Source organism: Alsobacter sp. SYSU BS001988 (assembly GCF_054796215.1).
The window spans coordinates 13094-39284 of the sequence record NZ_JBTAMK010000012.1 but is presented as its reverse complement, the minus strand read 5'-3'; the positions used below and the strand labels follow the sequence as shown (position 1 = coordinate 39284).

Below are 26191 nucleotides of genomic sequence, written 5' to 3'. Positions count from 1 at the left end.
CCCCGGCTCAGCGGCGGGTCGCGGCGGCGCGCCGCGCGGGACCGGCCTGCGGCTTGGCGACTCGGCGCTTCGGCTCGGCCTTGGGCTTGGCCGCGCGGCGCTCGGCAGGGCGATCCTCCTGCTGCAGGCTCTTGCGCAGCGCGTCCAGGATCCCGGCCGGCTTGGTCGCGGCGGGCGCCTTCGGCGCCTTGGCCGGCTTGCGGCCGGCCTTCTTGGCCTCCAGCATGGCGGTGAGCGCCTCCTCGTAGCGGTCGTGGAACTCCGAGGGGTCGAACGCGCCCATCTTGCGCTCGACCAGGGCGTCGGCCACCTCCAGCAATTCCTGGTCGATCTTCGGCGCCTTCGGGATTTCGGCGAAGGCGTCCGCGTCGCTGCGCACCTCGTAGGGCCAGCGCAGGACCGTGGCCATGATGCCCTCGCCCCGCGGCTCGAGCAGCACGATGTGCTCGCGCTGGTGCATCACCACGGTGGAGAGCGCCGCGAGCTTGCGCCGCGCCATCGCCTCGCGGATCACCAGGAACGCCTCTTCGGAGGGCTTGTCGTCGGGCGCCAGATAGTAGGGCCTGTCGAAATAGAGCGGGTCGACCTCGCGCCGGTCGACGAAGCGGTTCACCTCCATGATGTGGGTGGCTTCGAGCCGCACCTGCTCGAGCTCGTCCTCCTCCACCTCCACCATCTCGCCCTTGGCGATCTCGTAGCCCTTGGCCTGGTCCTCCTTCTCGACCTCCTGGCCGGTCGCCTCGTCGAAGAGGTGGATGCGCAGCCGGTTGCCGGTCTGGCGGTTGATCCGGTGGAAATGCACCGACTTCGCCTCGGTCACGGCCGGGTAGAGCGCGACCGCGCAGTTCACCAGCGAGAGCTTCAGGTAACCCTTCCAGACCGACCGCGGCGCCATGCCCGACATCCTCTTGCCCACGCGTCTGCCGCGCTGCGGATTAAGCGTCAGGCCCGGGGTCTGGTTCCGTCCACGCTTGAATGCGGGCCGCGGCGTGCGACGCTGTCCTGAGCGAACGGGAGGAGACGATGGCGCCGGCGATCACATCCGTGCTGGAGACCGTCCTCTATGTGGACGATCTCAATCGCGCCCGGAGCTTCTACCGGGAGACGCTCGGAATGGAGCTACTGTTCGAGGACGCGCGCATGTGCGCCTTCGACGTCGGCGGCCGCAGCGTCTTGCTGCTGTTCCGGCGCGGCGCCTCGACCGAGGCCGTTACCATGCCGGGCGGGGTCATCCCGCCTCATGACGGGTCAGGGCCGATCCACGTCGCGTTCGCGATCGCCGCCGCGGACCTTCCGGAGTGGGAGGCGGCGCTGGGCCGCGCGGGCGTGGCCGTCGAGGGCCGGGCGTCGTGGCCCCGGGGCGGCCGCAGTCTCTATTTCAGGGATCCGGACGGCCACCTCCTGGAGCTGGCGACGCCGGGCCTTTGGGCGCAGGACCGCTAGGTCAGGTGCCGCTCTCCAGGATCTCGATCACCTTGCGGGATTTCGGCTCCACCACGATGACGCGGCTGTTCTCGATCACGATGCCGTAGGCCCCGTTGGGCTGCACGATCACCTGCGCGCCGGCCGGCATGACGGCGCCGATCTTCACCGGCTTGGCCGCATCGGCGAGCTCCGGGGCCGCGGGAGGCGTCGCCGGCTTGGCGGAGACGGCCGAGGTCAGGGCGATAAACATGATCAAAGGCAGGGCGCGCACGGCAAGTCTCTCCAGTTGCCGCGGAAAACGGTTTGAGCGCCGATAAGTTTCCCGCGACGCGGGTCTTTTGCCATTGATGGTGAAGAGCCGCTGTGCGGCCGCGCACATCGGCGCCGAAGGCCGCCGGCCCGCGCGGTCCGCGGCGCCGGACGCAGCCTCGCGCGCAACCATTCGCCGGTCCGGCACGTCTTCAGGAACCCCGACGACAGCAGGAAGGCGTCACCATGGACATCGCCCTCGACAAGGTCTGCGCCCTCATCCGACAGGCCCGTCAATTCGACGTGAAGGAGGGCGAGACGGACCCGGATTCCGGCTCCAACCCCACCGACGACCGCTCCTTCGACGTGCTCGAGACCACGGCGGGCGATCCCGTGGAAGGCGAGATCCGCGCCTTCGTGGACGGGCTCAACGTCGACGAGCGCGCCAACCTGGTCGCGCTGGTCTGGGTCGGCCGCGGCGACTACGACAAGGATGAGTGGGACGAGGCCGTCGCCCTCGCCAAGGAGCGGACGGACACGCCCACCTCCGACTATCTGCTCGGCATCCCCAACCTCCCCGACCTCCTGGACGAAGGCCTCGGCGCGTTCGACCTGAGCTGCGTCGACGAGAACGGTGGAGCGGGCGTCTGAGGCGGGCTCCAGGGCGGGACGGCGGGCTCGGCCGGCGCTAGACTGCGCTCCCACGAGCCGCCGGATTCCGCATGACCCTTCCTGACGTCCCCGGGGCGGAGAGCCCTCCCCGCCCCTCGCGCGACATCGCCGAGCTGATCCGCATCATGGCCGCCCTGCGGACGCCCGGAACGGGCTGCCCCTGGGACCTGGAGCAGGATTTCGCGTCCATCGCTCCCTACACCATCGAGGAGGCCTACGAGGTCGCCGACGCCATCGCGCGCGGCGACGTCGTCGACCTGCGCGACGAGCTGGGCGACCTGCTGCTCCAGGTCGTGTTCCACGCCCGGATGGCCCAGGAGGCCGGCGCCTTCGATTTCGGCGGCGTCGTCGAGGCGATCACGACCAAGCTCATCCGCCGCCATCCGCACGTCTTCGGCGCGGCGCGCGACCTTGCGCCCGCCGAGGTCAAGCGGCTGTGGGGCGAGATCAAGGCGCAGGAGAAGGCCGAGCGCCGGGCGGCGCGGGAGGCGGCGGGCCGGCCCGAGCCGGAGCCTCCGTCGGGCCTGCTCGCCGGCGTTCCGGCCGCCATGCCCGCCCTCACCCGGGCCGTGAAGCTGCAGGCCAAGGCCTCGACCGTCGGCTTCGACTGGAACGACGCGCGCCTGGTCCTGGCCAAGATCCGCGAGGAGATCGGCGAGGTCGAGCAGGCGCTCGACCAGGGCGACCGCCGGGCCGTCGCGGACGAGGTCGGCGACATCCTGTTCGCCGTCGCCAACCTGGCGCGCCATCTCGATGCCGATCCCGAGGCGGCCCTGCGCGGCACGAACGCCAAGTTCGAGCGCCGCTTCGCCTTCATCGAGCGCCAGCTCGCCGCGAGTGGGCGCACGCCGGCGCAGGCCTCGCTGGACGAAATGGACGCGCTCTGGAACGCCGCCAAGCTGGAGGAGTAGGCGCCGCCCGTTTCAGCGCGTCCGCCGCGCTCCGGGGAAGCGGCGCGTCAGGCGCGGCTCCTTCTCGGGCGCGATGCGCGCCGCGATCAGGGTGGCGCCGGACGCGTCCTCGCGCCGGTCGAGCACTTCGGCCTCCTGGTAGAGCCAGTGCAGCCCGGCCCCGTCGGACGGGTCGACCGAGATGTGGAACACCGGCCGCTCATGCGCCAGGCGGCCCTCGATCATGGCCTTCAGCCGGTCTATGCCGTCGCCCGTGAGCGCCGAGACCAGCACAGGCTGGCCCTCGGCCGGGCGATGCTCGACCACGCCGAGGAGCCTGGCCCGCTCCTCCGGCTCCAGCAGGTCGGACTTGTTCCAAACCTCGATCAGCCGCTTGTGGTCGTCGGGATCGACGCCGAGCTCGCGCAGGATCGCGATCACGTCGGCCGACTGGGCCTCGGTGTCGCCATGCGAGACGTCGCGGACATGCAGGATCACGTCGGCGGAGATCACGTCCTCCAGCGTCGCGCGGAACGCCGCCACCAGCATGGTCGGCAGGTCGGAGATGAAGCCGACGGTGTCGGACAGGATCACCGGGGCGCCGTGCGGCAGCTTCACCACGCGGGCGGTCGGGTCCAGCGTCGCGAAGAGCATGTTCTCGGCCAGGACCTCCGCCGAGGTCAGGCGATTGAACAGGGTCGACTTGCCGGCGTTGGTGTAGCCGACCAGCGCGACGACCGGATAGGGAACCTTGCGCCGGCTCTCCCGGTGGAGGGAGCGCGTGCGCTTGACGCTCTCCAGCTCCTTCTCGATGCGGACCATCCGCTCCAGGATGACGCGCCGGTCCGCCTCGATCTGGGTCTCGCCGGGGCCGCCCAGGAAGCCGAAGCCGCCGCGCTGGCGCTCCAGATGGGTCCAGGAGCGCACCAGCCGGCTCTTCTGATAGGCCAGATGCGCCAGCTCCACCTGCAGGCCGCCCTCGCGGGTCCGCGCCCTGCGGCCGAAGATCTCCAGGATCAGGCCCGTCCGGTCGATGACCTTGGAGCCCCAGGCCTTCTCCAGGTTGCGCTGCTGGACGGGGCTCAGCGCGCAGTCCATCACGACGAGGTCGATCTCGTCCGCCTTGATCAGGCCCGCGAACTCCTCGACCTTGCCCTTGCCCAGATAGGTCGCGGGCCGGGGCGAGGCCAGCGGGGCGATCACGGCCTGGACGACGTGGAGGTCGATGGCCGCGGCCAGGCCCGCCGCCTCCTCCAGCCGCGCCTGCGGGATGCGCAGGTTGACCACGCCGCCGTCTTCGGCGGCGGCGGTCTTGCTGGCGCGGCGCGAGGTCAGATAGGGGCCCACGACCAGGGTCCGGGTGCCGGAGGCGATCTCCTTCTCGGGCTCCGCCGGGCCTTTGGTCAGCGTCTCGATGTCACCGGGCTTGTGCTTCAATTCGGTCCTTCAGGGGCATGGAGAGGGAGGATCATTCCTTCCCCGGGATCGGGCCGCCCTCTTCGCCCTGCTCGAACAGCGACACCGGATGCCCCGGCATGATGGTCGAGATCGCGTGCTTGTAGACGAGCTGCGAATGTCCGTCCCGACGCAGGAGTACGCAGAAATTGTCGAACCAGGTCACAACGCCCTGCAGCTTGACTCCGTTCACCAGAAATATCGTCAGCGGCACCTTGTTCTTGCGAACGTGGTTGAGGAAAGTGTCCTGAAGGTTCTGATTCCGCTCCGCAGCCATCGTTTCAAAGCCCCTCTTGTTGCTCACCAGCTCGCGTGGACGGGTCCGCTTCTCGGCTGGTGCGTTTCGTCGCGAATCACATCTCGAACGCGTTCCGGATCTCTCGCTGGCAGACGTTCGAAATTTCGCGACCCCGCCACGCTAACACGAACTTCGCCCTGCACCACCCTCACACAAAGGGAGGGGTGACGACATGTGACATTTCGGTCACGCCGTGAAGACCCCTGCGCAGCGCGGTCGCCACCGGGCCCGGCTGGCCGTCGGCCACGGGGGCGCCGTCGATCCTCACCACTGGAATCACCAGGCTGGAAGCGGAGGTGATGAACACTTCGGCGGCGGCCTTGGCCTCCTCCACCGTGAAGGCCCTCTCCTCCAGCGTCAGGTTGCGCCGGGCGATCAGGTCGGACACGGCGGCCCGCGTGACGCCGCGCAGGATGTTCGTGTCGGCCTGGCGGGTGATGACCTTGCCGTCATGGGTGACGATCCAGGCGTTGGTGGACGATCCCTCCAGCACGCGACCCTCCGGGTCGACGAACCACGCCTCGCGCGCCCCGGCCTCCTTGGCCTGCTGCTTGGCGAGCACGTTGGGCAGGAGCGACACGGACTTGATGTCCGGCCGCGCCCAGCGGGTCTCCGGCACGGTGATCACCGACACGCCCGCGGCGGCGGCCTTCTCTCCGGCAGCGGGGTCGAGGGACTTCGCCGTGACGACGAGGGCCGGCGCCGGCGGCGGGTCGGGGAACGGATGGTCGCGGCGGGCGACCCCGCGCGAGACCTGGAGATAGACGAGTCCGTCGCGGACGCGGTTGCGGGCCACGGTCTCGCGCATCACCGTCAGCAGAGCCCGGCGGTCCATCGGGGCCGGGATGCGCAACTCGCGCAGGGACCGGTCGAGCCGGTCGAGATGGCGGGTCTCGTCGACGAGGCGCCCGCCGAACACCTCGCAGACCTCATAGACGCCGTCGGCGAACTGGTAGGCGCGGTCCTCGACATGGACCATGGCCGATCCGTGCGGGACGTAGCGGCCGTTGACATAGGCGATGCGGCTCATGGGCGATCCTTTCAGCGGCGCCAGCGCGAGGGGTCGAAAAGCGCGACGAAAGCGAGGAAATCGAGGCGGCCCGCCACCATGGCGACCGCGCAGGCGAGCTTGTCGAACCCGTCCAGCTCGCCGAAGGCGGGCCAGCCGGGCCTCCACAGCCAACCCGGCCCATAGACCGGGCCGGCGTTCGTCAGCATCGCGGTGGCGAGCGATATCGCCCCCTCGAAGCTCGGATGGCTCAGCGCCAGCACGGCCGTCGCCGTAAGCCAGAGCAGGACGCCCAGGCTGAACACGGCGGCCACGCCCGCCCGGCGGACCGGATCCGCCTGCAGGCCGCCCTGCGGCACGGCCAGGACCACGTTGCGGTAGACGAGCCTGACGCATTCCTCGCCCACCGCCTGCAGCAGCAGGCCAATGCGAAAGAGCTTCAGCCCGCCCGCCGCCGAGACCGCTCCGCCTCCGGCCAGGACCAGGATGAGCACGAGCAGCGGCGGCGCGGCCTGCGCGACCTCAGGCGGAGGGGCGAAGCCTGTCGTCGAGACCAGCGACGCGATGGCGAAGAGCGCCCCGGTGAGCACGCCCGGCCCCGCCAGCGGCGGCCGCCCGAGCCGCAGGGCCAGGGCCAGGCCGAGGCCGAGCGCCCCCACGATGGCGACGAGCGCCAGCGCCTCGCGCCGGGCATGGGCCCGCTTGCCGGTGAGGGCCGCCAGCCAGGGCGCGCTCGCCGCTCCCGCCAGCATGAAGGGAATCAGGACCGCCAGCACCGGCGCCCCCGCGCCGGCCAGGAGTCCGTCGCGTGGCTCCATCCCTCCCGCCGAGAGGGTCGCCAGCGCCATGCACAACGCCTCGAAGAAGGGCAGCCCCGCGCCCATCAGGGCTGCGACGCAGAACGCCGTCATTCCCACATAAAGCGGAGCCGCCTGGCTCAGGGCGGTCCACAGGCGCACGGAGAGCCCGATCGCGCCCGGCTTGGCGACCCCGGCGGGACCGCCCGCCCCCGCGCTCGCCAGCACGGTCGCGGCGAACACGATGGTGGCCAGCCCGCCCCCGCCCTGCAACATGGCCCGCCACAGGATCACCGGCCTCGACAGCTCCGACAGGTGGGGAAACACCGTCGCGCCCGTGGTGGTGAAGGCGGAGATCGCCTCCACATAGGCGTCCAGCAGGGAGCCCGCGGCCTCCAGCAACGGCAGGGCCGCGAAGGCCGGAACCGCGAACCAGACCAGCGCCAGGAAGAGGACGCCGATCCCGGGCGGCGGAACCGCCGGCTGCGACGGCGCCGACAGCCAGAGCCCGCCGCCGACCAGGCCGGTGACCGGAAAGGCGAGCAGGAAGGGCTCGAGACCCTCCCCGCCCTGCGACAGCGCGAGCAGGATCGACGGCGCCATGGCGGCGGCGAGCATCAGGAGGACGGCCCCGAAAGGCCGGGCGAGCGCGGCGGTCATCCGGCGGTCAGAAGAATTCGAGACTGACGCGGAAGAGCTGCTCGATCTGCTTTTCCGTGCTGCGCAGGGCGAAGAGCACCACCTGGTCGTTCGGCACGATCAGCTGGTCCCCGGCCGGGAACAGCACCTTGCCGTTGCGGATGATCGCGCCGATGCGCACGCCGCGCAGCTCCCTGAGCTCGCGGAGCGGCCGGCCGATGAGCGGCGAACTGTCCAGCGCCTCCGTCTCGATGACCTCCGCCGCGCCTTCCAGCAAGGCGTGGACGTTGCGGATGCGCCCCCGCCGGACATGCTGGAGGATCCGCGAGATGGTGATGGCGCGCGGATCCAGATAGGCGTCGATGCCCAGCCCCCGCACGAACTGGGGATAGCTGCGGTTGTTGACGAGGCAGAGATTCTGATTCGCGCCCAGGCGCTTGGCCATCACCGAGGAGAGCACGTTGACCTGGTCGTCATTGGTCAGCGCGATCATCAGGTCGGCGTTGGCGATGTCGGCCTCGCGCAGGATCCCCTGGTCGAGAGCGCTGCCATGCAGAACGATGGCGTGTTTCAGGCTCTGGGCGATCTGCTGGGCCCGGTCGCGCGAGCTCTCGATCAGCGTCACCGACATGGCCGGGGTCCGGCGCTCGAGCTCCTGGGCGACATAGAGGCCGATCTGCCCGCCGCCGGCGATCACGATGCGGCGCGGCGGCATGTTCTCGCGCCCGAACAGCGCCAGCGTGCGGCCGACCTGGTCCTTGGGGGCGCACACGAAGGCGAGGTCGCCCGCATGCAGCCTGTCCTCGCCGGTCGGCACGGAGAGTTCGGCGCCCCTCTGCACCCCCACCACGACGGATTTCAGGTCGGGAAAGAGGCCGGTGAGCTGGCGCAGCGGCGTCTCGAGGATCGGGCACTGGTCCTCGCACGGGACGCCGAGGAACATGACCTCGCCATCCGCGAAGGGGACGGCCTCGATGGCGCCGCGCATGCCCAGGCGCCGCAGCACCGTCTCGCCGACCTCGATCTCGGGCGAGATCACCACGTCGATGGGCAGGTTGTCGCGCGAATAGAGCGAGGCGTATTCCGGCGCCAGATAGGCCTGCGCCCGGACCCGGGCCACCTTGGAAGGCACGTTGAACAGCGAATGCGCGAGCTGACAGGCCACCATGTTGACCTCGTCGACATGCGTGACCGCGATCAGCATGTCGGCCTGGGCGAGCCCGGCCCGGGCCAGCACGTCCGGATGCGAGCCGTGGCCCAGCACGGTGCGCACGTCGAGCTGGTCCGACATGGCCTGGAGCAGGCGCTCGTCCCGGTCGACGACGGCCACGTCGTTGCGCTCGTTCGCGAGACGCTCGGCGATGCCGAAGCCGACCTGGCCGGCCCCGCAGATCACCACCTTCATCGTGCTTCAGCCCCGTCCCGTGTCCCGCCGCCGTCCCGGCGCCGGGCGTCCGGCTGCCGCGATTCGCCTGAAGCTCAGCCTATGCCGAGCGACTTCAGTTTGCGATGGAGGGCCGAGCGCTCCATGCCGATGAATTCGGCCGTGCGCGAGATATTCCCGCCGAACCGGTTGATCTGGGCCACCAGATATTCGCGCTCGAAGATCTCGCGGGCCTCGCGCAGCGCCAGGGACATCAGCCGCTCGCCGCCGGCGCCGTTCGGCGTGGATGGCACCAGCGCGCCCACCTCGGAGGGAAGCAGGTCGGCCGTGACCTCGGCCGACGGGTCGCCCTCGGCCAGGATCAGCAGCCGCTCGATGTTGTTGCGCAGCTGCCGGATGTTGCCCGGCCAGTCATGCGACTGCAGCACCGCCAGCGCGTCGTCCGCGATGGTGCGCTTGGGCAGGCCGGTGGAGGCCGAGATCTGGTCCATGAAATAGGCGATCAGCTCGGGGATGTCGTCGCGCCGCTCGGCCAGGCTGGGCACCCGGATCGGCACGACGCTGAGCCGATGCAGCAGGTCCTCGCGGAAGCGCCCCGCCGCGATCTCGACGGAGAGGTCGCGGGCGGTGGAGGAGATCACCCGCACGTCGACATGGACCCGCATGGTGCCGCCGACGCGCTGGAAGTTCTGGTCGACCAGCACCCGCAGGATCTTGCCCTGCGTCTCGCGGGGCATGTCGGCGACCTCGTCGAGATAGAGGGTGCCGCCATGCGCCTCCTCGAGCGCGCCCACCTTGCGGCCCTTGCCGTCCGCGCCTTCGACGCCGAAGAGCTCGATCTCCATGTTCTCGGGCGTGATCGTGGCGGCGTTGATGGCCACGAAGGGGCCGCTGGCGCGTCCCGACAGCTGGTGGATGGCGCGGGCCGCCATCTCCTTGCCGGACCCCGGCGCGCCGGAGATCATGACGCGGGCGTTGGTGCTCGCCACCCGCTCGATGGTCTGGCGCAGCTGGTTCGACGTCTGCGACTTGCCGACGATGCGCGTGCCCTGCTGCGACTTGACGCGCAGCTCCTTGACCTCGCGCTTCAGCCGCGAGGCCTCCAGCGCGCGCTCGGCCACAAGCACCAGCCGGTCGGCCTTGAACGGCTTCTCGATGAAGTCGTAGGCGCCGCGCTTGATGGCCGAGACGGCGGTCTCGATGTTGCCGTGGCCGGAGATCATCACCACCGGGAGGTCCGGATGCTGGTCCTTGATCACGTCGAGCAGCTGCAGGCCGTCGAGGCGGCTGCCCTGGATCCAGATGTCCAGGAACACGAGATGGGGCCGCCGCGCCTCGATGGCGGCGAGCGCCTCGTCGGAATTGGCGGCCGTGCGGGTGCGGTGGCCCTCGTCGTCCAGGATGCCCGCGACCAGTTCGCGAATGTCGGTCTCGTCGTCGACGATCAGGATGTCGGCGCTCATCGCGCGGTCTCCCCTTGATGGCTGTTGTTCTTGATTGTCCGCGAGCGAGCGATCATCGCGCCTTCTCCTTGGCCGCGGCCCAATCCCTTCGTGATTCGGCGAGCTGCGCCGTGTCGTTCGACACACCCTGGCGGGGGAACCACATGCGGACGAGCCCGCCCATGGGCACGCCCGGATTGTCCAGGAGCTCGATGCCGCCCCCGTGGTCCTCCAGGATCTTGGCCACGATGGCGAGGCCGAGCCCGGTGCCGCCCTCGCGGGTGGTCATGTAGGGCTCGAGCAGCCGCTGGCGGTGCTCGCGCGGGAAGCCCTTGCCGTTCTCGGCCACCGTGATGACGACGTTGCCGCCGTCCTCCCTGACGGCGACCTTGACCAGCCCGGGCCCGCGCACGTCCTCCGGCACGGCGGCGATCGCCTCCGTCGCGTTCTTCACGATGTTGGTGACGGCCTGGGAGATCAGCCTGCGGTCGATCCGGGCGACGAGCGGACCTGCCGGCGCATCCTCCTCGAAGGTGATGTCGGGGTGGCCGACGCGCATCAGGAAGAGCACCTGGCGCACCACGGCGGCCACGTCCTCGTCCTCGGCCATGGGCTTCGGCATCCGGGCGAAGGAGGAGAACTCGTCGACCATGCGCTTGATGTCGTCGACCTGGCGCACGATCGTGTCGGTGCACTGGTCGAAGATCTCGCGATCCTGGACGATGACGCGGCCGTATTTGCGCTTGATGCGCTCGGCCGAGAGCTGGATGGGCGTCAGCGGGTTCTTGATCTCGTGGGCGATGCGGCGGGCCACGTCCGCCCAGGCGGCGGTGCGCTGGGCCGAGACGAGGTCGGTGATGTCGTCCAGCGTGATGATCCAGCCCTTCTCGCCGTCGGGCGACTGCTCGCTGCTGACCCGCACGGTGAGGGTGCGGTCCTGGCCGTTCGAGGTCACGGTGACCTGGCCCTGCACCAGCCGCAGCCGCTCGCTGAGCGCCTCGTCGACGACGGGCGCGAGCTCCGGGATGACCTCCTGGACAGGCTTGCCCAGCCACTTGTCGCGCGATCCCTGCAGCAGGCGCTCGGCCGAGGGGTTCAGCACCGTGATCCGGCCCATGCCGTCGATGCTGATCACGCCCGCCGAGACGCCCGACAGCACCGCCTCGGTGAAGCGGCGGCGCCGGTCGATCAGGTCCCGCGCCTGGGTCAGCCGGTCATGCTGCTGGCGCAGCTCGGAGGTCATCTTGTTGAAGGTTTCGGCCAGATGGGCGAGGTCGCCCTCGCTGCGCCGCGCCGGCACCTGGACGTAGAAATTGCCCGAGGCGACCTGGTCCGTGGCGTGGATCAGGCGCCGGATCGGCGCCACGAAGCGGTTGGCGAAGCTCAGCCCCATCCAGACCGCCGAGAGCAGCAGGATCAGCGAAATGAGCAGGTACATGCTGGCGAACGCCACCTGCACGTCGATCTTGCGCTGCGACAGCGCCTCGTAATAGGCGGCGGCCTGCTCGGCCTGCTGCGGGAACTCCAGGGCCTTGGGATCGACGGCGCGGGCCACGAACAGGAAGGTGTTGTCCATGGCGGGCACCTTCAGCACCGCCCGGAACACGTTGCCGGCGTTCGGGATGAGGCACCACGCCTCCGAATCCTGCGCCGCCGTCATGTCGTCCTTGCTGGGCAGGGGCAGGCCCTCGATGGGCTTGATCTCGATCCGCTCCACCACCGAGGCGTCGTCGCGCAGCAGCATCGCGACCGGGAAGCCGAGGAACACCGAGCGCGAGCGCATGAAGTCGCGATAGGCGTCCCGGTTCTGCTCCATCAGCGGCTTGGCGCGGGCGAGGTCCGCCGCCATCAGGTTGATCTCGCGGCCGATGGTGCGGCACTGCAGCTCGCGATAGGCGTTGGCGACGTCCACGGAGGTGGCCAGCAGGCCGCGGATATAGCGGCTGAACTGCAGGTCGAGCCCGCGCTCCAGCGTGATCCAGCCGACCACGGCCACCAGGATCGCCGGCAGCGCCGCCACAAGCGCGAAGAGGCCCACGATGCGGGCGTGCAGGCCGGACGCCGCCAGCCCGGCGCGCCGGGCCTTGATCAGGCGGTAGCCCTCCTGGGCGACGAAGCCGAGCAGGACGAGGACGAGCAGCGCGTTGACGGTGAAGAGCCGCAGCACGACGTCGTGCGTGGCCGGCACCGGCACCAGCCCGGCCAGCACCACGAAGGTGGCCAGCGCCGACAGGAGCGCCAGCACGACCGTGACCGAGCCGATCAGCCGCGACCAGCGCGAGCCCTCGCGCAGCGCGACGCCCGGCGTTTCCGGGAGGCTCGGGAGTGTTGCGGTGGACCCTGCCATGGCGCGCGCGTCGATCCCCATGCGGCCGCTCTCGGCGACTCGTCCCTGACTCTGTGATGCTTAAGCGCAACACTGTTGCTCAATGAAGACGAAAACGAGGCGCAGGGAAAGCCCCGGGCCGGACGTTAGGACGAATCGCCGGCTTTCCACAGCCTTTCCTTGCATCGGCGTGCAGCGCCCCGCCTCGGCCGGCTCAGGCCTTCGGCGGCTGCGCTGCGCCGCCATTGGCGCCGTTTCCGGCCCTCTCCAGCGCCGGCCCGCGGACCCGGGCGAGGTTCAGCGCCGTGTTGATCAGGCCGACATGGCTGAAGGCCTGGGGAAAGTTGCCGACCATTTCGCCGGCCGCATGGTCGTACTCCTCGGCCAGCAGGCCGACGTCGTTGGCGAGCCCGACGAGGCGCTCGAACAGGCGCTCGGCGTCGTCCCGGCGGCCCAGCATCAGCAGGCAATCGGCCATCCAGAAGCTGCAGGCCAGGAAGGCGCCCTCGTCGTCGGGCAGCCCGTCGCTGGTCTCGCCGAGGTCGTAGCGCATCACCAGCCCGTCGCGCATCAGGCGCTTCTCGATGGCCTCGACGGTGCCGACGAAGCGCGGATCCGCGGCGGGCAGGAAGCCGACATGCGGAATCTGCAGGAGGCTCGCGTCGAGCGCGGTCGAGCCGTAGGACTGCACGAAGGTGTTGCGCGCCGCGTCGAAGCCCTTGGCGCAGACCTCCGCGTGGATCTCGTCCGCGATGGCCCGCCAGCGCCGCGCCAGCGCCGCCTCGCCGTTCTTCCCGGCGCTCCTGGCCGCCCGGTCGAACGCCACCCAGGCCATCACCTTGGAGTGGGTGAAGTGCCGCCGGCCGCCCCGGACCTCCCAGATGCCCTCGTCCGGCTCGCGCCAGACGCCCTCCAGGAATCGCATCAGCACCGGCCGCAACTCCCGGGTGCGGGGATGGGGCGGCAGGCCGCCCTTGTTGGCCACCGCGAGGGCGTCGGCGAGCTCCCCGAAGACGTCGAGCTGGCGCTGGTCCACGGCGGCGTTGCCGATGCGGACGGGCGCGGACTTGCGGTGGCCGGCGAGCCAGGGGACCTGCCACTCCGGCAGCCGCCGCTCCCCCGCGATGCCGTACATGATCTGCATCTGGGCGGGCGAGCCGGCGATGGAGCGCATCAGCCAGTCCCGCCAGGCGGAGGCCTCCTCGAAATAGCCGGCGTCCATGAAGGCCTGCAGCGTGAAGCAGGCGTCCCGCACCCAGCAATAGCGGTAGTCCCAGTTTCGCCCGCCGCCGATCTTCTCCGGCAGCGAGGTCGTCGGCGCGGCCACGATGCCGCCGGTGGGCTCGTAGGTGAGCGCCTTCAGGGTGATGAGCGAGCGGCGGACGGTCTCGGTCCAGCGTCCGACGTCCGGGCAGCGGTCCGAGAAGGCGCGCCAGAAGGCCTCGGTGCGCGCCAGCTCGGCCTCGACGTCCTTCAGCGGCGCCCGGGGCTCGGTCGAGACCTGGTGGGTGAGGACGAAGGGCACGCTCTGGCCCGCCTCCACGGTGAACTCGCCGACGGTGCGCATGTCCTGCCCGTGCAGCGGCGCGCTGGTGTTCAGCGTGATCCGGTGCGGTCCGGCGACGGCCGACAGCGTCTGCGCGTCGAGGCGGTTCACCCAGGGGATCGTCAGCCCGTAGTCGAAGCGCACCACGAGCTCGGTCGCGAAGGTGAGGCGCCCCCGCTCGCCCCTGACGATGCGGATGATGTCGGCCCGCTGGTCGCGCGGCGGCATGAAGTCGATCACCGTGGCGGCCCCCTGGGGCGTCTCCACGCGCGTCTCCAGGATCAGCGTGCCGTCGCGATAGCGCCGGCTGCAGCGCGCCTTCGGGTCGACGCAGGAGAGCCGCCAGCGACCATTGCGCGAGGATCCCAGCAAGGCGGCGAAGCAGGCGTCGGAATCGAAGCGTGGCAGGCACAGCCAGTCGATCGAGCCGCCGCGCGACACCAGGCCGGCGGTCTCGCAGTCGCCGATCATCGCATAGTCTTCGATGCGCGAAACCAGGGCGCGCCCTCCTCACGGGGCGGAGCCCGCCCCTGCCCCCGCCCTTAACGGCCGCCGCCCCGCACGGTTCCGCGCCATGGCGGGCGGCCCTGTCCGACCCGCGAAGCGCTCCGTCGTCCCCGGCGGCGCGCAGCGCCGGGGATGACGGCGGGGCGTCGACGTCGGGTCACGCCCGCTCCCCCTCAAGGTGAGGGGGTTGTGGGCTGAACCGTTGGGAAGCGCCGCAGCCGGCCCCCTCGCCCCGGAACGGGGAGAGGGCTGGGGTGAGGGGCGGTGGGGCTTGGCTGGATTTCGGCCCCTCATCCGACCTCGCTTCGCTCGGCCACCTTCTCCCCGTGCCGGGGAGAAGGGAGCGCGTTCAGCTCCGCGGCCTTTCGGCCCGGAGGTGGAGGGCGGCGCGGAGCGGCGTCGCTAGGGGCCCCACGGCGAGTGGGGTAGAGAAAGTGAAGCCGGGAGGCCGCCAGGCCCCGCCGCTCCGCGCGCGACGTTTGAAGGATGAAAGGAAGATCCCGGGGCGCTTTCAGCCCCTTCGCGCTTCGCTGGTCGGACCTTGTCTTCCGTCCGCCGCCTCGAACCGGGTGGTGAGCCCGGCCTTCGGCGGCCGCCGCCCCTGGTCCACGTCCTCACGCTGCAGACGCCCCTCCGTGGATCAGAGCATGGACAGAGTTATAGGAATATTATCCGCCTGTCAAGCGTCATCCCCGGTGGCGCGCAGCGGCGGGGATGACGGGGTGGTCTCACGCTCGCTCCCCCTCATCCTGAGGAGCGTCGCCCCTGGGCGATGCGTCTCGAAGGACGAGGGATCCAGAGGGCGCGACCGTCGCGGCGTCCGGGCCGGGCGTTTCGCGCGTGGGGGGCTTGCCAACCCCCCTCCCCTCCGCTATTCACCCCCTCGCTTCGCCACCGCGCCACGCAGCGCCGGCCAAAGCCCGTTGGGGGATAGTTCAACGGTAGAACAGCGGACTCTGACTCCGTTAATCTTGGTTCGAATCCAGGTCCCCCAGCCAAATCTCAGACGCAGGTCGCAGCAAGGCCGCGCGCTCGCGGCCTGCCGGCCCCGCGGCGCATCCGGTCGTCTGGCGCGCATTCCGTCCGCTGCGGACCGATCACGTCCAAGCCGATAGGGCTCGGTCTCGCGAAGCTTTCTCGAGGGGAGAGGAAACGGAGCGCGGGTGGCCGGACGGGCGGTCCGGGCGCGGCTCCGGTCAAGCGGGCACGCCCATGCGGCGCGCGTCGGTCCGGCGGGCCTGGGAGGCGCGCATGGGCCGCATGTCGGCCAGGAGAAGGGCCTTAGAGGTCAGGCGGTAGGTGATGAAGCCGTCCGCGCCCGGCGCGCCGGCGTCGATGTCCAGGAGGCCGGTCGCAAGCATCACCTGCACGGCGCCCGAATGGCGGCCGGTATTCAGTCCGATGGTGACCGTTCCGTCAGGACGGCAGAGCCCGCCGATCTCACGCAATGCACGCAGAAGCATTTCAATCGCCCCCTCGACTTTTGTATCGCGATCACCTCAGCACGTCGCACCCAAGATCAGCGCGATCATGCGCTGGTCCAGTTCGAACGAGGCTGCTTTGGCGGCTTCGGCTCTAGTCTAGCAAAGGTCGGGGTGCTGTCCACAGCCAAAGCGCAGCCTCCCGCCAGAAAACGGCGAAAGATCGCTTGTGCGATGCAGCATTACTCGAAAACTTGAATGGAATACTTATTCCACCGGCAGGAGCTCTTCGCGAGCGCCGTTTCGTCCGGCCGGCCGGACCTCCACCTGATAGCCGCTGGCCAGCCACTCCCAGCCCGGGCGGACCGCCTCGGAGGGTTCGGCCGCGGCGGGGCGGATCCCGGCGTCGCGGCGTCCGCCGCGCGCGGCTGCGTCCCGGCGCACGCGCTTCAGGACCGCGGCGGCCGTCGCCGGGCGGGCCGCGGACGCGGCGCGCTGGAGCCAGGCCGCGGTCTCCTCGTCGAGCCCCATGGCGGCGCGCCCGAGCGCGAAGGAGGAGACGGCCTCGGCCAGGAAGTCGGTCCAGCCCTTGTCGGCGCGCGCCAGGGCGCCGTCCAGCGCCAGGAGCAGTTCGGCCTCGCGGGGGGTGGCGACGCCGGTCGGCAGGATGTCGCGCTGCAGCCGGCGCAGGTCGCCGAAGCCGATGCGCTTGCTCTCGTGGGCCTTGCGGGTGAAGTCGAGAAACGCGTTCATGACCGGACCCTCCCCTGCACGCATGATCTCTCCTGCATCATGAATGACGCCCAAAGGCTTGCGACGGCTGAACACGGGGCGCAGTCGTGGCGATTTCCGGGCCGATGGTGAAGGCTTGGTGGAGCGGCTCCAAGGATCCTATGCGGGGCCGCCCGGGTCAACGGGAACAGAGCGCGAAGGCGCCGGGCCTGCGGCCGCAGGCCCGTTCCCGATCCGGGACGGTCGGGAACCATGGCCCGCTCAAGCCGTTGAAATGTCAGATCGCCCGGCCGGCCTGATCACCCGCGACCGGGCAGGGCCTCACGGCCCGCGCCCCTGCCCGGACCGCCGCGCAGGGGCTTCTTCTTGCGCAGGCCCAGCTCCTCAGACGAGGAGCCGGTCCAGCGTGATCGGGAAGCTGCGCACGCGCACGCCCGTGGCGTGCCACACCGCGTTGGCCACCGCTCCGGCCGTGCCGGTGATCCCGATCTCGCCCACGCCCTTGACGCCCAGGGCGTTGACGTGGGGGTCATGCTCCTCGACCAGGATCGCCTCCAGCGACGGAACGTCGGCGTTCACCGGCACATGGTAGTCGCCGAGATCGGCGTTCATGATCCGGCCCGACCGCGCGTCCGTGACCGCCCGCTCGTGCAGGGCGAAGGACACGCCCCAGATCATGCCGCCGAAATACTGGCTGCGCACCATGCGGGGGTTGATGATCCGGCCCGCCGCGAAGGCGCCCACCACCCGCGTGGCGCGCACCTGCCCGAGATCCGGATCGACCTTCACCTCGGCGAACACCGCGCCATGCGCGTGCATCGCATAGGCGCCGGCGGCGGCGGGGTCCTGCGCGCTGGCGCCCTGGGCCTCGATCCGGTCGAGGCCGGCGCGGGACAGGATGTCGGCGTAGCTCTCGCTGCGGGACGGGTCGTCGCGCCGGATGAGGCGGCCCCCGCGGGCGGTCACGCCGGCGTTGCCGGCCCCATACAAGGGCGAGCGCTCGTCGCCGGTCGCCAGCGCGGCGAGCTTGGCGATGACCTCCTCGCCGGCCTTGTGGATCGCCATGCCGGCCGTCGCCGTATGGGCGGAGCCGCCCGCGATGCCGGCGTCCGGCAGGTCCGAATGGCCGGACACGAAATCGACCTGGTCGATGTCGAGCCCGAGCCCGTCGGCGGCGATCTGGGCGAGCGCCGTCCAGGCCCCCTGCCCCATGTCGTGCGCGCCGATCTCCACCGCGCCGCTCCCGTCGCGGCGGATGACGGCCGTGGCCTTGGCCTGGAACATGAGCGCGGGGAACGTGGCCGTCCCCACGCCCCAGCCGACCAGCAGCCCCGCCTCGTCGCGCATCTGGCGCGGCTGCAGCGCCCGCCGCGACCACCCGAACCGCTCCGCGCCCTGCCGGTAGCAGTCCCGCAGCGCCTTGGAGGAGAAGGGCTTGCCCGAGATGGGCTCGACCTCGGCGTAGTTCTTCAGCCGGAACGCCAGCGGGTCCATGCCGCAGGCGAAGGCCATCTCGTCGATGGCGCTCTCCAGGGCGATCGAGCCCGTCGCCTCGCCGGGGGCGCGCATGAAGAGCGGCGTCCCGGCGTCGAGGCGCACGCCCTCATGCGACGTCGCCAGCGCCGGGGTCGCGTAGAGCGTGTGCGAGACGTCCGACGCCGGCTCGAAGAAGTCGTCGAACGTGCTCGTCGCCGTCCTGGTGTGGTGATGCAGCGCCGTGAGGGACCCGTCGGGCGAAGCCCCGAGGCGCAAGGTCTGGCGCGTCGGAGCCCGGTGGCCGACGGGGCCGTACATGTGCTCGCGCCGCAGCGTCAGCTTGACGGGACGGCCGACCAGCCGGGCCGCCAGGATCCCCAGGATCTGCGGGCCGGAGATCAGCCCCTTCGAGCCGAAGCCGCCGCCCAGATAGGGGCTGCGGATCTTGATGTTCTGGGGCGCCACGCCGAACAGGCCGGCGATGCGGCCCTGAGCCATGGCGAGGCCCTGGCTGGGCGTGTCGATGGAGAGCCGGTCGCCGTCCCACGCCGCCACGATCGCGTGCGGCTCCATGGCGTTGTGGTACTGGGCCGGCGTGTCGTAGACCGCCTCGACGCGCAGCGCCGCCTCGGCCAGGCCGGCCTCCACGTCGCCCCGGGACGTCTCGGCGGGATTGCCGACGCCCACCGCCTTCGGGATGAAGCTTTCATCCCCGTCGAGGCCGGTGCGGGCCGGCTCGACCTCGTAGCGCGGGGCCAGCAGCGCCGCCCCCTCGGCGGCCGCCTCCAGCGTCTCGGCGATCACCACCGCGATGGCCTGGTTCGCGTATCGCACCCGGTCGTTCTGCAGGAGGTCGAGCCTGAACATGAAGGGGTTGGTCTTGGCGTCCGGATCCTCCGCCAGGGCCGGCCTGTTGGCCGGCGTCATCACCTCGACCACGCCCGGATGGGCCTTGGCGGCCGCGACGTCGAGGGACGCGACGCGCCCGCGCGCGATCCGGCTCACCGCCAGGACGGCGTGCAGCATGCCGGCGGGGTGGTGGTCGGCGGCGTAGTCGGCGGCTCCCGTGACCTTCAGGACGCCCTCGCGGCGCGTCAGGGGCTGGCCGATATTCGACCCGTGGCGCTGATGCGCGGGGTTCTGGTTCAGGGCGATGTCAGACATGCGGCGAGGCTCCTGACGAGACGAATGCGGGAGAAGCGAAGGGCGAGGCCGGGAGCGCCGGGACGCGCTCCGGCGTCCCGGCGGCGGCCAGCGCCAGGGCGCGGGCCACGACCCGGCGCGCGAGCTCGATCTTGAAGCCGTTGTCGCCGGAGGGTTCGGCGCCCTGGAGCGCCGCTTCCGCCGCCCGGCGGTAGCTCTCCGGGGCGGCCGGCGCGCCGGCCAGCAGGGCTTCCGCCTCGCGCGCCCGCCAGGGCTTGAGGGCGACCCCGCCGAGCGCGATCCTGGCCTCGGAGATGCGGCCGCCGTCGAGCCGCAGGGCGGCGGCGGCCGACGCCACCGCGAAGGCGTAGGACGTCCGCTCGCGGACCTTCAGGTAGCGCGCATGGGCCGCGAACCCGGCCGCGTCCGCCGGCAGCCTCACCGCGACGATCAGTTCGCCGGGCTCCAGCACGGTCTCCCGCTGGGGAGCGTCGCCCGGCAGGAGATGGAATTCCGCCAGCGGGATCTCGCGGCGCCCGGCCGCGCCCTCAGTCTCCACCACGGCGTCGAGCGCCGCCAGCGGGACGCAGAAGTCGGACGGGTTCGTGGCGATGCAGCTTTGGCTCCAGCCCAGCACCGCGTGAAGGCGGTTGTCGCCGCCCAGGGCGTCGCAGCCGCTGCCGGGCTGGCGCTTGTTGCAGGCGCTGGCGACGTCGTAGAAATACGGGCAGCGCGTGCGCTGGAGCAGGTTGCCGCCCACCGTGGCGGCGTTGCGCAGCTGCGCCGACGCGCCCGACAGCAAGGCCTCGGCGACCGCCGGGTAGAGGCGCGCCGCCTCCGGGTGATGGGCGAGGTCGGAATTGCGCACCATGGCGCCGATCCGCAGGCCGCCTCCCGGCAGGACCTCGATGGCGTCGAGCCCCGGCAGGCGCGTGACGTCGACGAGGCGGTCGGGGCGGCTGACGTCGCCCTTCATCAGGTCGAGCAGATTGGTGCCGCCGGCCAGATAGGCCGCGCCCGGCTGCGAGGCGGCCGCGACCGCTTCGCCGATGCTGGAGGGTCTGACGTAGTCGAAGGTCTTCATGCCGCGCTCTCCCGGCTGGCGGCGGCGAGCGCCTTCTGGGCTTCGAGCACCGCCTCGGTGACGCCCTGATAGGCGCCGCAGCGGCACAGGTTTCCGCTCATCGCCTCGCGGATCCGCTCGGGATCGTCGCCGGCCTGCGCCTCCCGGATCAGCCCGATGGCGCTCATGATCTGGCCGGGCGTGCAGAAGCCGCACTGGAAGGCGTCATGGGCGACGAAGGCGGCCTGCACGGGGTGCAGCGCATCGGGGCGCCCGACGCCCTCGATGGTGAGCACGTCCGCCCCGTCCAGGCTGGCGGCGAGCGCCAGGCAGGAATTCACCCGCCGGCCGTCGACCAGGACGGTGCAGGCGCCGCACTGACCGCGGTCGCAGCCCTTCTTGGTCCCCGTCAGGTCCAGTCGCTCGCGCAGGAGGTCGAGAAGCGTCACGCGCGGGTCGTCGAGTTCGATCCGGCGGGGGACGCCATTCAGGGTGAGGCTGATGGCTAGGCTCATGCCGTGCTCCGATGAGGGCTGTGGGCGTGAATGCGAGGCCGTGGCCGACGCGGAGCGCGGCGAGAACGCAAATCCGGGCTCCGGCGCTGGGCCGTCGGTCAAGGTGTCTGGAATGAACGCCTGGCGGGCGGCGGTCTTCCGCTCTTCACGCTCCGGCGATCCGCACTATACGGAGGCAACCTCCGTTTAGCAACCCCGGCGGCGCCTCGTCGATCCACATGGAGCGCGCGCGGCGCAAGGCAACGCCCAGCGGCCCTCAAGGCGAAGCCGCCGGATCGAGGGACGATGCGGCGGCTTCGGGCAGGCGATTGCGGGCGGCGAGGCACACAGATTCGGTTCAGGCGTTCAGGCCGCGCCGGAGCGCAGCCCGCGAGCCGTCATGCGGCGAGTCAGCGCAGCGCAGGCGTCAGCGCTTCTTGCCGAGCTCGGCGGCGATGTCCTTGATCATGAGCCCCGCCTTGCGATGCGCCGCCACGATCTGGTCGCGGGTCACGCCCCAGCGCTTCATCCAGTATTCGACCGCCTTGCGCTCGGAGAGGTCGAGCCGGTCCTTGTCGATGAAGCCGCGCTTGTCCTTAAGGCCCGCCATGATGCTCCGCTCCGCCGCCGATGGCCGGGGCTCACGCGCCGGTCGCGCCGCACAAGCTCCCCGGGCGACCGCCTGTCAACCCGGCCCAGGCGCCGCCCGCCCCTCGGCCCGTCGGCCGATGCGCCGTCGGGTGCGCGACAATGAGGCGACCGCGCCAGATCATCCCAACCAATCCACGGTCTTCGTCGATCGTTCCAGCCGCATCCAGCGTGCAGCGGGAGACCTGTGAGGCGCGTCACGCTCGACGATACGCGCCTGGGGCACGCTGTACGGGCGCCAGATCATGCACGAGGACGGGCGGCCAGCTCCAGGACTGATCCAGCCCCTCGATCACAGCCACGATGACTGGCGGCTTTGCGGCCGTTCCTGGACGTGAGCGGGAGACACATCATGCCGACGACGCCGATCAACGAGCTTCTCAAGCGCCCGATCGCCTGGAAGACCTGGGCCGCCGACGGCACGGTGCGCCGGCTCCTCAGCGGGATGCAGGCCAACATCGTCAAGGGGCATGGGCGCGAGCACACGCGCAACCTGTTCTGGTCCTTCCAGGGCGCCGACCCGAACGACCTGAGGGCCGTGGTCCGCCGCATCGGGCGCAACATGCCCTCCGCCCTCGACCAGCTGCAGGCGGCCGAGCGCTTCAAGGAGACGGGCGTCTCGGGCGGGCCCGTCCTGTGCTTCTTCCTGAGGCCGGGCGGCTATGCGGTCCTGCAGGCCGAGGCGGCCGCGCCGGACGCTGCCGATTTCGCGCAGGGCATGCAGGTCCGGGGCTCCTCGATCAACGATCCTGCCGTCGCCCAGTGGGACTCGACGTTCCAGCAGCCCATCGACGCGATGCTGCTCGCCGCCGGCGACACCGCCGCGGAGGCGGCCCAGACGGCGAATCTCTGGAAGGGCCGCCTGGAGGCGGCCGGCGCGACCCTGCTCGGATTCGAGGACGGGACGGCGATCAAGCGCAGGGTGGCGGAGAAGTTCGAAGGCGTCGAACACTTCGGCTATGTCGACGGCCGAAGCCAGCCCTTGTTCCTGGCCGAGGACGTCGAGGGCGAGCCGCGGTCGCACTGGGACCCGGCCTTCCCGCCCCATCAGTTCCTGGTGAAGGACCCCGGCGCGGACAGGCCGACCAGCTTCGGCAGCTTCTTCGTGTTCCGCAAGCTGGAGCAGAACGTCAAGGGCTTCAAGGACCAGGAAGAGGCCCTGAGCACGGCGCTCGGCCTTTCCGGCGGCCCCTTCGAAGAGCGCGCCGGCGCCCTCATCGTGGGCCGCTTCGAGGACGGCTCGCCGGTGGCGCTGAACCCGCTGCCGACCGACATGCCGCCCCCCAACGACTTCACCTACGCCAGCGACGAGCAGGCGCGCCGCTGCCCGTTCGTGGCCCATATCCGCAAGACCAACCCGCGGGGCGAATCCCCGCTCCACATCGCCCAGGACTTCGGCGCTGCCACCACCACGCGCCAGGAGCGCGGACACATCATGGCGCGACGGGGCATCACCTACGGGTCGCGCGCCTTCGACGAGGCCGCGAACGACTTCACCGACGAGCCGACGGGCGGGGTCGGGCTGCTCTTCATGGCCTATATGGCGAGCCTCTCCGACCAGTTCGAGTTCACGCAGGCGACCTGGGCCAACAACCCGAACTTCGTCGCCGCCGGGACCGGGGCGGACATCGTGATGGGCCAGGCCCCGGCCGGCCCGATCCCGATCGCGGACGGCTGGAGCGGCGGGGCCCCGGTGAATTTCAGCTTCGACCGCTTCGTCACGCTGAAGGGCGGCGAATATTTCTTTGCGCCCTCCCGCGATTTCCTGAAGGCGGTCTAGGAGCGTCGCGCCGCGGCGGTCGGCTTGGCCCAAGTCCGGCCGGAACCCGACCGCCGCCCAAACGTCTAAGCCGCAACGAGGCCGCGACGCGAGGATGGCATGCCGGAGCTTGGACGCAGATTCATCGTCGCCCTCTCGGGCGGCGTGGCGCTGGGCGCCTACCAGGGCGGCGCGCTGGCGCGGCTCTGCGAGACGGGACCCGCGCCGGACGGCTTCGCCGGCGCGTCGGTCGGCGGGCTGAACGCCGCCATCGCGGCCGGCACGCCCCGCGAGCGCACCGGCGAGGCGCTGCGGGCCTTCTGGACCTCCGCGTCCGACGTGCTCCTGGGCGGCTTGCTGTCTCCCGCCGCCGAGCCCGAGGCGCCGGATCCCTTCGGCGAGGGCCGGCGCGCGACCAGCGCCCTGGCGAGCCTGATGTTCGGCCGGCCGGGCATGTTCCGGCCGCAGATCTCCAGCCTGCACTGGGCCCGGCCGCAGCCGGGGCTCTACTCGCTCGAACCGCTGCGGCCGCGGCTGGAGAGCCTCGTCGATTTCGACCGCCTCAACTCTGGCGAGACGCAGCTCGTCATCACGGCGTCCGACGTCGTCACCGGCGAGCAGGTCGTGTTCGACACGAGGCGCGGCGACCGGATCGGGCCGGACCACCTGATGGCGTCCTGCGCCATGCTGCCCATCTTCGCCCCGATCGAGATCGAGGGACGGCTGCTGGGCGACGGAGGCCTGACCGGCAACATGCCGCTGGCGCCGTTCCTGGAAGACGGCATGCGCGAGCCGCTCCTGGCCGTCGCCATGGACCTGATGCCGCTGCGCGGAAGCCGTCCGCGCACCATGGTGGAGGCCGCCGCGCGGGCGGCCGACATCGCCTTCGCGAGCAAGACGTGGTCGCTGATCGCGGCCGCGCGCCGCGAGCACGAGCTGATGACGCGGGTCGCGGCGCTCCAGCGCGCGCAGGGCGAGGAGGCCTCGCCCCCCGGCGCCGCCGCCATCGTCCTGCTGGAATATCCGCTCGGTCCGTCGGAGCCGGGCCTCGCCAAGCTCTTCGACTACTCGGCGACCACGCTCGAACGGCGCTGGAGCGCCGGCGCGCGCGGCATGGAGGCGGCCCTCGCCGCCGCCATGAGCCTGGCGCAGACGAACGGCTTCGTCGCGACGCGGTGCGACGCCGAACCCCGTCGCGAACGCGCGAGCGCCTGACGCTCCGCGGCTTGCAAGGCCGCGCGGGCGAGATCACGCTGGCGCAAACAGGCGCAAGCGGGGCCACGGCCATGTCCATGACGGTCTTTCCATGACGGCCTATCTGGGCGTGGACGTCGGCACCTCCGCCGTGAAGGCGGCGCTGGTCGACGCGGACCAGACCGTGCTCGCGGTCGCCGAGGCGCCGCTGGCGATTTCGCGCCCCCATCCGCTCTGGTCGGAGCAGGACCCCGACGACTGGTGGGCCGCGGTGCGCCGGACGCTGGACGACATCGCCCGCCAGCGCCCTGGCGACATGGCGCGCGTCGCCGGCCTCGGCCTCTCGGGCCAGATGCACGGCGCCGTCCTGCTGGGCGCCGACGACCGCCCGCTCCGGCCCGCGATGCTGTGGAACGACGGCCGGGCCGAGCAGGAGGCGCGCCGGCTCGGGCTGGAGCATCCCGGACTGGCCGCCCTGGTCGGCGTCGCGCCGATGCCGGGCTTCACCGGGCCCAAGATCCCGTGGCTGGCGCGGCGCGAGCCGGACGTCCTGGAGCGCCTGCGCACCGTGCTGCTGCCCAAGGACTATGTCCGCCTGAAGCTCACGGGCGAGCGCATCACCGACATGTCGGACGCCGCAGGAACGTGGTGGCTGGACCAGCGCCGGCGGAGATGGTCGCCGGAAGCGGCGGCTGCGACCGGCCTGCCGTACTCCGCGCTGCCGGCCCTCGTCGAGGGCTCCGAGCCCGCGGGCGCGCTGCGCGCCGACTGCGCGCGGGACTGGGGCCTTCCGGCCGGGGTCGTGGTGGCGGGAGGCGGCGGCGACGCGGCCGCGGGTGCGGTCGGCGTCGGCGCGATCGGGGACGGCGACGCCTTCCTGTCGCTGGGAACGTCGGGCCAGCTGTTCGTCGCCGGAACGCGCTACCGTCCCGCGCCCGAGGCCGCCGTCCACGCGTTCTGCCACGCTCTGCCCGGCCGCTGGTTCCAGATGGGCGCGATGCTGAACGGGGCCTCCTGCCTCGCCTTCGCGTCGTCGCTCCTCGGCGTCGGGATCGACGCCCTGCTGGCGGCGGCCGAGGCGGAGCCGCCAGGCGCCGGCGGCTTGATCTTCCTGCCCTATCTGGCGGGCGAGCGCACGCCGAACAACGACCCGCACGCCAGGGGCGTCCTGTTCGGGCTCACGCCCTCGACCTCGCCCGGCGCCGTAGCCCGCGCGGTGCTGGAAGGCGTGGCTTACAGCTTCGCGGACGCGCAGGCCGCCCTCGTCGCCTCCGGGACGCAGATCTCCCAGGCGGGCGTGATCGGCGGGGGCGCGCGAAGCCGGCTCTGGGTGCGTATCCTCGCCAGCGTGCTGGACGTCCCCCTGGCGCGTTTCGCCGGCGGGGAGCGCGGACCGGCGTTCGGCGCCGCCCGGCTGGCGCGCCTGGCCGCGACCGGCGAGGCGCCGGGCGAGGTCTGCGCGGCGCCGCCGCCGATGGACGTGACCGAGCCGGATCCGGAGTGGCGCGAGCGCTATCGGGGTGAGGCGCACCGATTCCGGGCGCTCTACCAGGCTCTCAGGCCGCACTTCCGGCCCGCCCCCGACGGCGCTTGACAGCCGGCTCCTGCCGGCCAATCATAAT

General features: G+C 71.4%; 22 protein-coding genes and 1 tRNA gene. 7 read left to right on the top strand and 16 right to left on the bottom strand.

Annotated elements, in window-relative coordinates; translation table 11 throughout:
* Positions 1–7: 7 nt before the first annotated feature.
* Positions 8–895 carry a non-homologous end joining protein Ku gene (gene ku / locus ACYVO7_RS18855; RefSeq protein WP_460451357.1) on the bottom strand — a complete coding sequence of 296 codons (888 nt, stop codon included), beginning with the start codon at positions 893–895 and terminating at the stop codon, positions 8–10.
* Positions 896–1023: 128 nt separating this feature from the next.
* Between ku and ACYVO7_RS18850 the strand changes: the two genes are divergently transcribed.
* Entirely contained in the window at positions 1024–1443 is a 420-nt protein-coding gene (locus tag ACYVO7_RS18850; protein WP_460451356.1) for a VOC family protein, read from the top strand.
* 1 nt (position 1444) lies between these two features.
* On the opposite strand, the gene ACYVO7_RS18845 is transcribed toward ACYVO7_RS18850, so the two are convergent.
* On the bottom strand, positions 1445–1696 hold the full coding sequence (locus ACYVO7_RS18845) for a hypothetical protein (RefSeq protein ID WP_460451355.1): 252 nt from the start codon (positions 1694–1696) through the stop codon (positions 1445–1447).
* A gap of 224 nt (positions 1697–1920) precedes the next feature.
* Between ACYVO7_RS18845 and ACYVO7_RS18840 the strand changes: the two genes are divergently transcribed.
* Positions 1921–2325 (top strand): DUF3775 domain-containing protein, encoded by a 405-nt coding sequence (locus ACYVO7_RS18840; RefSeq protein ID WP_460451354.1) that lies wholly within the window; start codon positions 1921–1923, stop codon positions 2323–2325.
* A 71-nt stretch (positions 2326–2396) separates the two neighbouring features.
* Positions 2397–3257 (top strand): nucleoside triphosphate pyrophosphohydrolase, encoded by an 861-nt coding sequence (mazG, locus tag ACYVO7_RS18835; protein ID WP_460451353.1) that lies wholly within the window; start codon positions 2397–2399, stop codon positions 3255–3257.
* A gap of 12 nt (positions 3258–3269) precedes the next feature.
* On the opposite strand, the gene hflX is transcribed toward mazG, so the two are convergent.
* The 8 genes from hflX to ACYVO7_RS18795 all read right to left on the bottom strand — a co-directional run bounded on the left by hflX (position 3270) and on the right by ACYVO7_RS18795 (position 14603).
* Positions 3270–4673: a GTPase HflX gene (gene hflX / locus ACYVO7_RS18830; protein WP_460451352.1), complete on the bottom strand. Its 1404-nt coding sequence runs from the start codon at positions 4671–4673 to the stop codon at positions 3270–3272.
* A 31-nt stretch (positions 4674–4704) separates the two neighbouring features.
* Positions 4705–4968, bottom strand: a complete 264-nt coding sequence (gene hfq, locus ACYVO7_RS18825; RefSeq protein WP_406858593.1) for an RNA chaperone Hfq — start codon at positions 4966–4968, stop codon at positions 4705–4707.
* Positions 4969–5137: 169 nt separating this feature from the next.
* Positions 5138–6019, bottom strand: coding sequence for a D-amino-acid transaminase (locus ACYVO7_RS18820; RefSeq protein WP_460451351.1), 882 nt, complete (start codon positions 6017–6019; stop codon positions 5138–5140).
* Between the two features lie 11 nt (positions 6020–6030).
* Positions 6031–7455, bottom strand: a complete 1425-nt coding sequence (locus ACYVO7_RS18815; protein WP_460451350.1) for a potassium transporter TrkG — start codon at positions 7453–7455, stop codon at positions 6031–6033.
* 7 nt (positions 7456–7462) lie between these two features.
* Positions 7463–8839: a Trk system potassium transporter TrkA gene (gene trkA, locus ACYVO7_RS18810; RefSeq protein ID WP_460451349.1), complete on the bottom strand. Its 1377-nt coding sequence runs from the start codon at positions 8837–8839 to the stop codon at positions 7463–7465.
* Positions 8840–8913: 74 nt separating this feature from the next.
* Positions 8914–10281 (bottom strand): nitrogen assimilation response regulator NtrX, encoded by a 1368-nt coding sequence (ntrX, locus tag ACYVO7_RS18805; RefSeq protein WP_406858098.1) that lies wholly within the window; start codon positions 10279–10281, stop codon positions 8914–8916.
* Positions 10282–10333: 52 nt separating this feature from the next.
* Complete coding sequence (locus tag ACYVO7_RS18800; RefSeq protein WP_460451348.1) at positions 10334–12628, bottom strand: sensor histidine kinase; 2295 nt, start codon at positions 12626–12628, stop codon at positions 10334–10336.
* 172 nt (positions 12629–12800) lie between these two features.
* A complete protein-coding gene (locus tag ACYVO7_RS18795; protein WP_460451347.1) occupies positions 12801–14603 on the bottom strand; it encodes a glycoside hydrolase family 15 protein in 1803 nt (600 codons plus the stop codon).
* 960 nt (positions 14604–15563) lie between these two features.
* Between ACYVO7_RS18795 and ACYVO7_RS18790 the strand changes: the two genes are divergently transcribed.
* Positions 15564–15637 (top strand) — tRNA-Gln (locus tag ACYVO7_RS18790).
* Between the two features lie 198 nt (positions 15638–15835).
* Here the strand turns inward: ACYVO7_RS18790 and ACYVO7_RS18785 are convergent.
* The 6 genes from ACYVO7_RS18785 to ACYVO7_RS18760 all read right to left on the bottom strand — a co-directional run bounded on the left by ACYVO7_RS18785 (position 15836) and on the right by ACYVO7_RS18760 (position 21578).
* The gene (locus tag ACYVO7_RS18785; protein WP_460451346.1) at positions 15836–16102 is read right to left on the bottom strand and encodes a hypothetical protein; all 267 of its coding nucleotides are present in this window, start codon (positions 16100–16102) and stop codon (positions 15836–15838) included.
* A 225-nt stretch (positions 16103–16327) separates the two neighbouring features.
* Positions 16328–16813 (bottom strand): hypothetical protein, encoded by a 486-nt coding sequence (locus tag ACYVO7_RS18780; protein ID WP_460451345.1) that lies wholly within the window; start codon positions 16811–16813, stop codon positions 16328–16330.
* A gap of 363 nt (positions 16814–17176) precedes the next feature.
* Entirely contained in the window at positions 17177–19432 is a 2256-nt protein-coding gene (locus ACYVO7_RS18775; protein ID WP_460451344.1) for a xanthine dehydrogenase family protein molybdopterin-binding subunit, read from the bottom strand.
* Complete coding sequence (locus tag ACYVO7_RS18770; protein ID WP_460451343.1) at positions 19425–20495, bottom strand: FAD binding domain-containing protein; 1071 nt, start codon at positions 20493–20495, stop codon at positions 19425–19427. The genes ACYVO7_RS18775 and ACYVO7_RS18770 overlap by 8 nt, the downstream gene beginning before the upstream one ends.
* Positions 20492–20989: a (2Fe-2S)-binding protein gene (locus ACYVO7_RS18765; protein WP_460451342.1), complete on the bottom strand. Its 498-nt coding sequence runs from the start codon at positions 20987–20989 to the stop codon at positions 20492–20494. Before ACYVO7_RS18765 ends, ACYVO7_RS18770 begins: the two co-directional genes overlap by 4 nt.
* Before the next feature lie 406 nt (positions 20990–21395).
* The gene (locus ACYVO7_RS18760; protein WP_176002941.1) at positions 21396–21578 is read right to left on the bottom strand and encodes a DUF3606 domain-containing protein; all 183 of its coding nucleotides are present in this window, start codon (positions 21576–21578) and stop codon (positions 21396–21398) included.
* A 390-nt stretch (positions 21579–21968) separates the two neighbouring features.
* Between ACYVO7_RS18760 and ACYVO7_RS18755 the strand changes: the two genes are divergently transcribed.
* The 3 genes from ACYVO7_RS18755 to xylB all read left to right on the top strand — a co-directional run bounded on the left by ACYVO7_RS18755 (position 21969) and on the right by xylB (position 26163).
* A complete protein-coding gene (locus ACYVO7_RS18755; protein WP_460451341.1) occupies positions 21969–23396 on the top strand; it encodes a Dyp-type peroxidase in 1428 nt (475 codons plus the stop codon).
* A 99-nt stretch (positions 23397–23495) separates the two neighbouring features.
* Entirely contained in the window at positions 23496–24590 is a 1095-nt protein-coding gene (locus ACYVO7_RS18750) for a patatin-like phospholipase family protein (protein ID WP_460451340.1), read from the top strand.
* A gap of 91 nt (positions 24591–24681) precedes the next feature.
* Positions 24682–26163: a xylulokinase gene (xylB, locus tag ACYVO7_RS18745; protein ID WP_460451339.1), complete on the top strand. Its 1482-nt coding sequence runs from the start codon at positions 24682–24684 to the stop codon at positions 26161–26163.
* The last annotated feature ends 28 nt before the right edge of the window (positions 26164–26191 follow it).

What these genes read in the sequence shown, in the direction of transcription:
- ACYVO7_RS18770 (WP_460451343.1), bottom strand. Translation starts at nt 20,495, where the DNA reads ATGAAGACCTTCGACTACGTCAGACCCTCCAGCATCGGCGAAGCGGTC.
- ACYVO7_RS18760 (WP_176002941.1), bottom strand. Translation starts at nt 21,578, where the DNA reads ATGGCGGGCCTTAAGGACAAGCGCGGCTTCATCGACAAGGACCGGCTC.
- ACYVO7_RS18815 (WP_460451350.1), bottom strand. Translation starts at nt 7,455, where the DNA reads ATGACCGCCGCGCTCGCCCGGCCTTTCGGGGCCGTCCTCCTGATGCTC.
- ACYVO7_RS18785 (WP_460451346.1), bottom strand. Translation starts at nt 16,102, where the DNA reads ATGCTTCTGCGTGCATTGCGTGAGATCGGCGGGCTCTGCCGTCCTGAC.
- ACYVO7_RS18775 (WP_460451344.1), bottom strand. Translation starts at nt 19,432, where the DNA reads ATGTCTGACATCGCCCTGAACCAGAACCCCGCGCATCAGCGCCACGGG.
- ACYVO7_RS18850 (WP_460451356.1), top strand. Translation starts at nt 1,024, where the DNA reads ATGGCGCCGGCGATCACATCCGTGCTGGAGACCGTCCTCTATGTGGAC.
- ACYVO7_RS18780 (WP_460451345.1), bottom strand. Translation starts at nt 16,813, where the DNA reads ATGAACGCGTTTCTCGACTTCACCCGCAAGGCCCACGAGAGCAAGCGC.
- mazG (WP_460451353.1), top strand. Translation starts at nt 2,397, where the DNA reads ATGACCCTTCCTGACGTCCCCGGGGCGGAGAGCCCTCCCCGCCCCTCG.
- ntrX (WP_406858098.1), bottom strand. Translation starts at nt 10,281, where the DNA reads ATGAGCGCCGACATCCTGATCGTCGACGACGAGACCGACATTCGCGAA.
- ACYVO7_RS18750 (WP_460451340.1), top strand. Translation starts at nt 23,496, where the DNA reads ATGCCGGAGCTTGGACGCAGATTCATCGTCGCCCTCTCGGGCGGCGTG.
- ACYVO7_RS18800 (WP_460451348.1), bottom strand. Translation starts at nt 12,628, where the DNA reads ATGGGGATCGACGCGCGCGCCATGGCAGGGTCCACCGCAACACTCCCG.
- ku (WP_460451357.1), bottom strand. Translation starts at nt 895, where the DNA reads ATGGCGCCGCGGTCGGTCTGGAAGGGTTACCTGAAGCTCTCGCTGGTG.
- xylB (WP_460451339.1), top strand. Translation starts at nt 24,682, where the DNA reads ATGACGGCCTATCTGGGCGTGGACGTCGGCACCTCCGCCGTGAAGGCG.
- ACYVO7_RS18755 (WP_460451341.1), top strand. Translation starts at nt 21,969, where the DNA reads ATGCCGACGACGCCGATCAACGAGCTTCTCAAGCGCCCGATCGCCTGG.
- hfq (WP_406858593.1), bottom strand. Translation starts at nt 4,968, where the DNA reads ATGGCTGCGGAGCGGAATCAGAACCTTCAGGACACTTTCCTCAACCAC.
- ACYVO7_RS18840 (WP_460451354.1), top strand. Translation starts at nt 1,921, where the DNA reads ATGGACATCGCCCTCGACAAGGTCTGCGCCCTCATCCGACAGGCCCGT.
- ACYVO7_RS18765 (WP_460451342.1), bottom strand. Translation starts at nt 20,989, where the DNA reads ATGAGCCTAGCCATCAGCCTCACCCTGAATGGCGTCCCCCGCCGGATC.
- trkA (WP_460451349.1), bottom strand. Translation starts at nt 8,839, where the DNA reads ATGAAGGTGGTGATCTGCGGGGCCGGCCAGGTCGGCTTCGGCATCGCC.
- ACYVO7_RS18820 (WP_460451351.1), bottom strand. Translation starts at nt 6,019, where the DNA reads ATGAGCCGCATCGCCTATGTCAACGGCCGCTACGTCCCGCACGGATCG.
- ACYVO7_RS18795 (WP_460451347.1), bottom strand. Translation starts at nt 14,603, where the DNA reads ATGATCGGCGACTGCGAGACCGCCGGCCTGGTGTCGCGCGGCGGCTCG.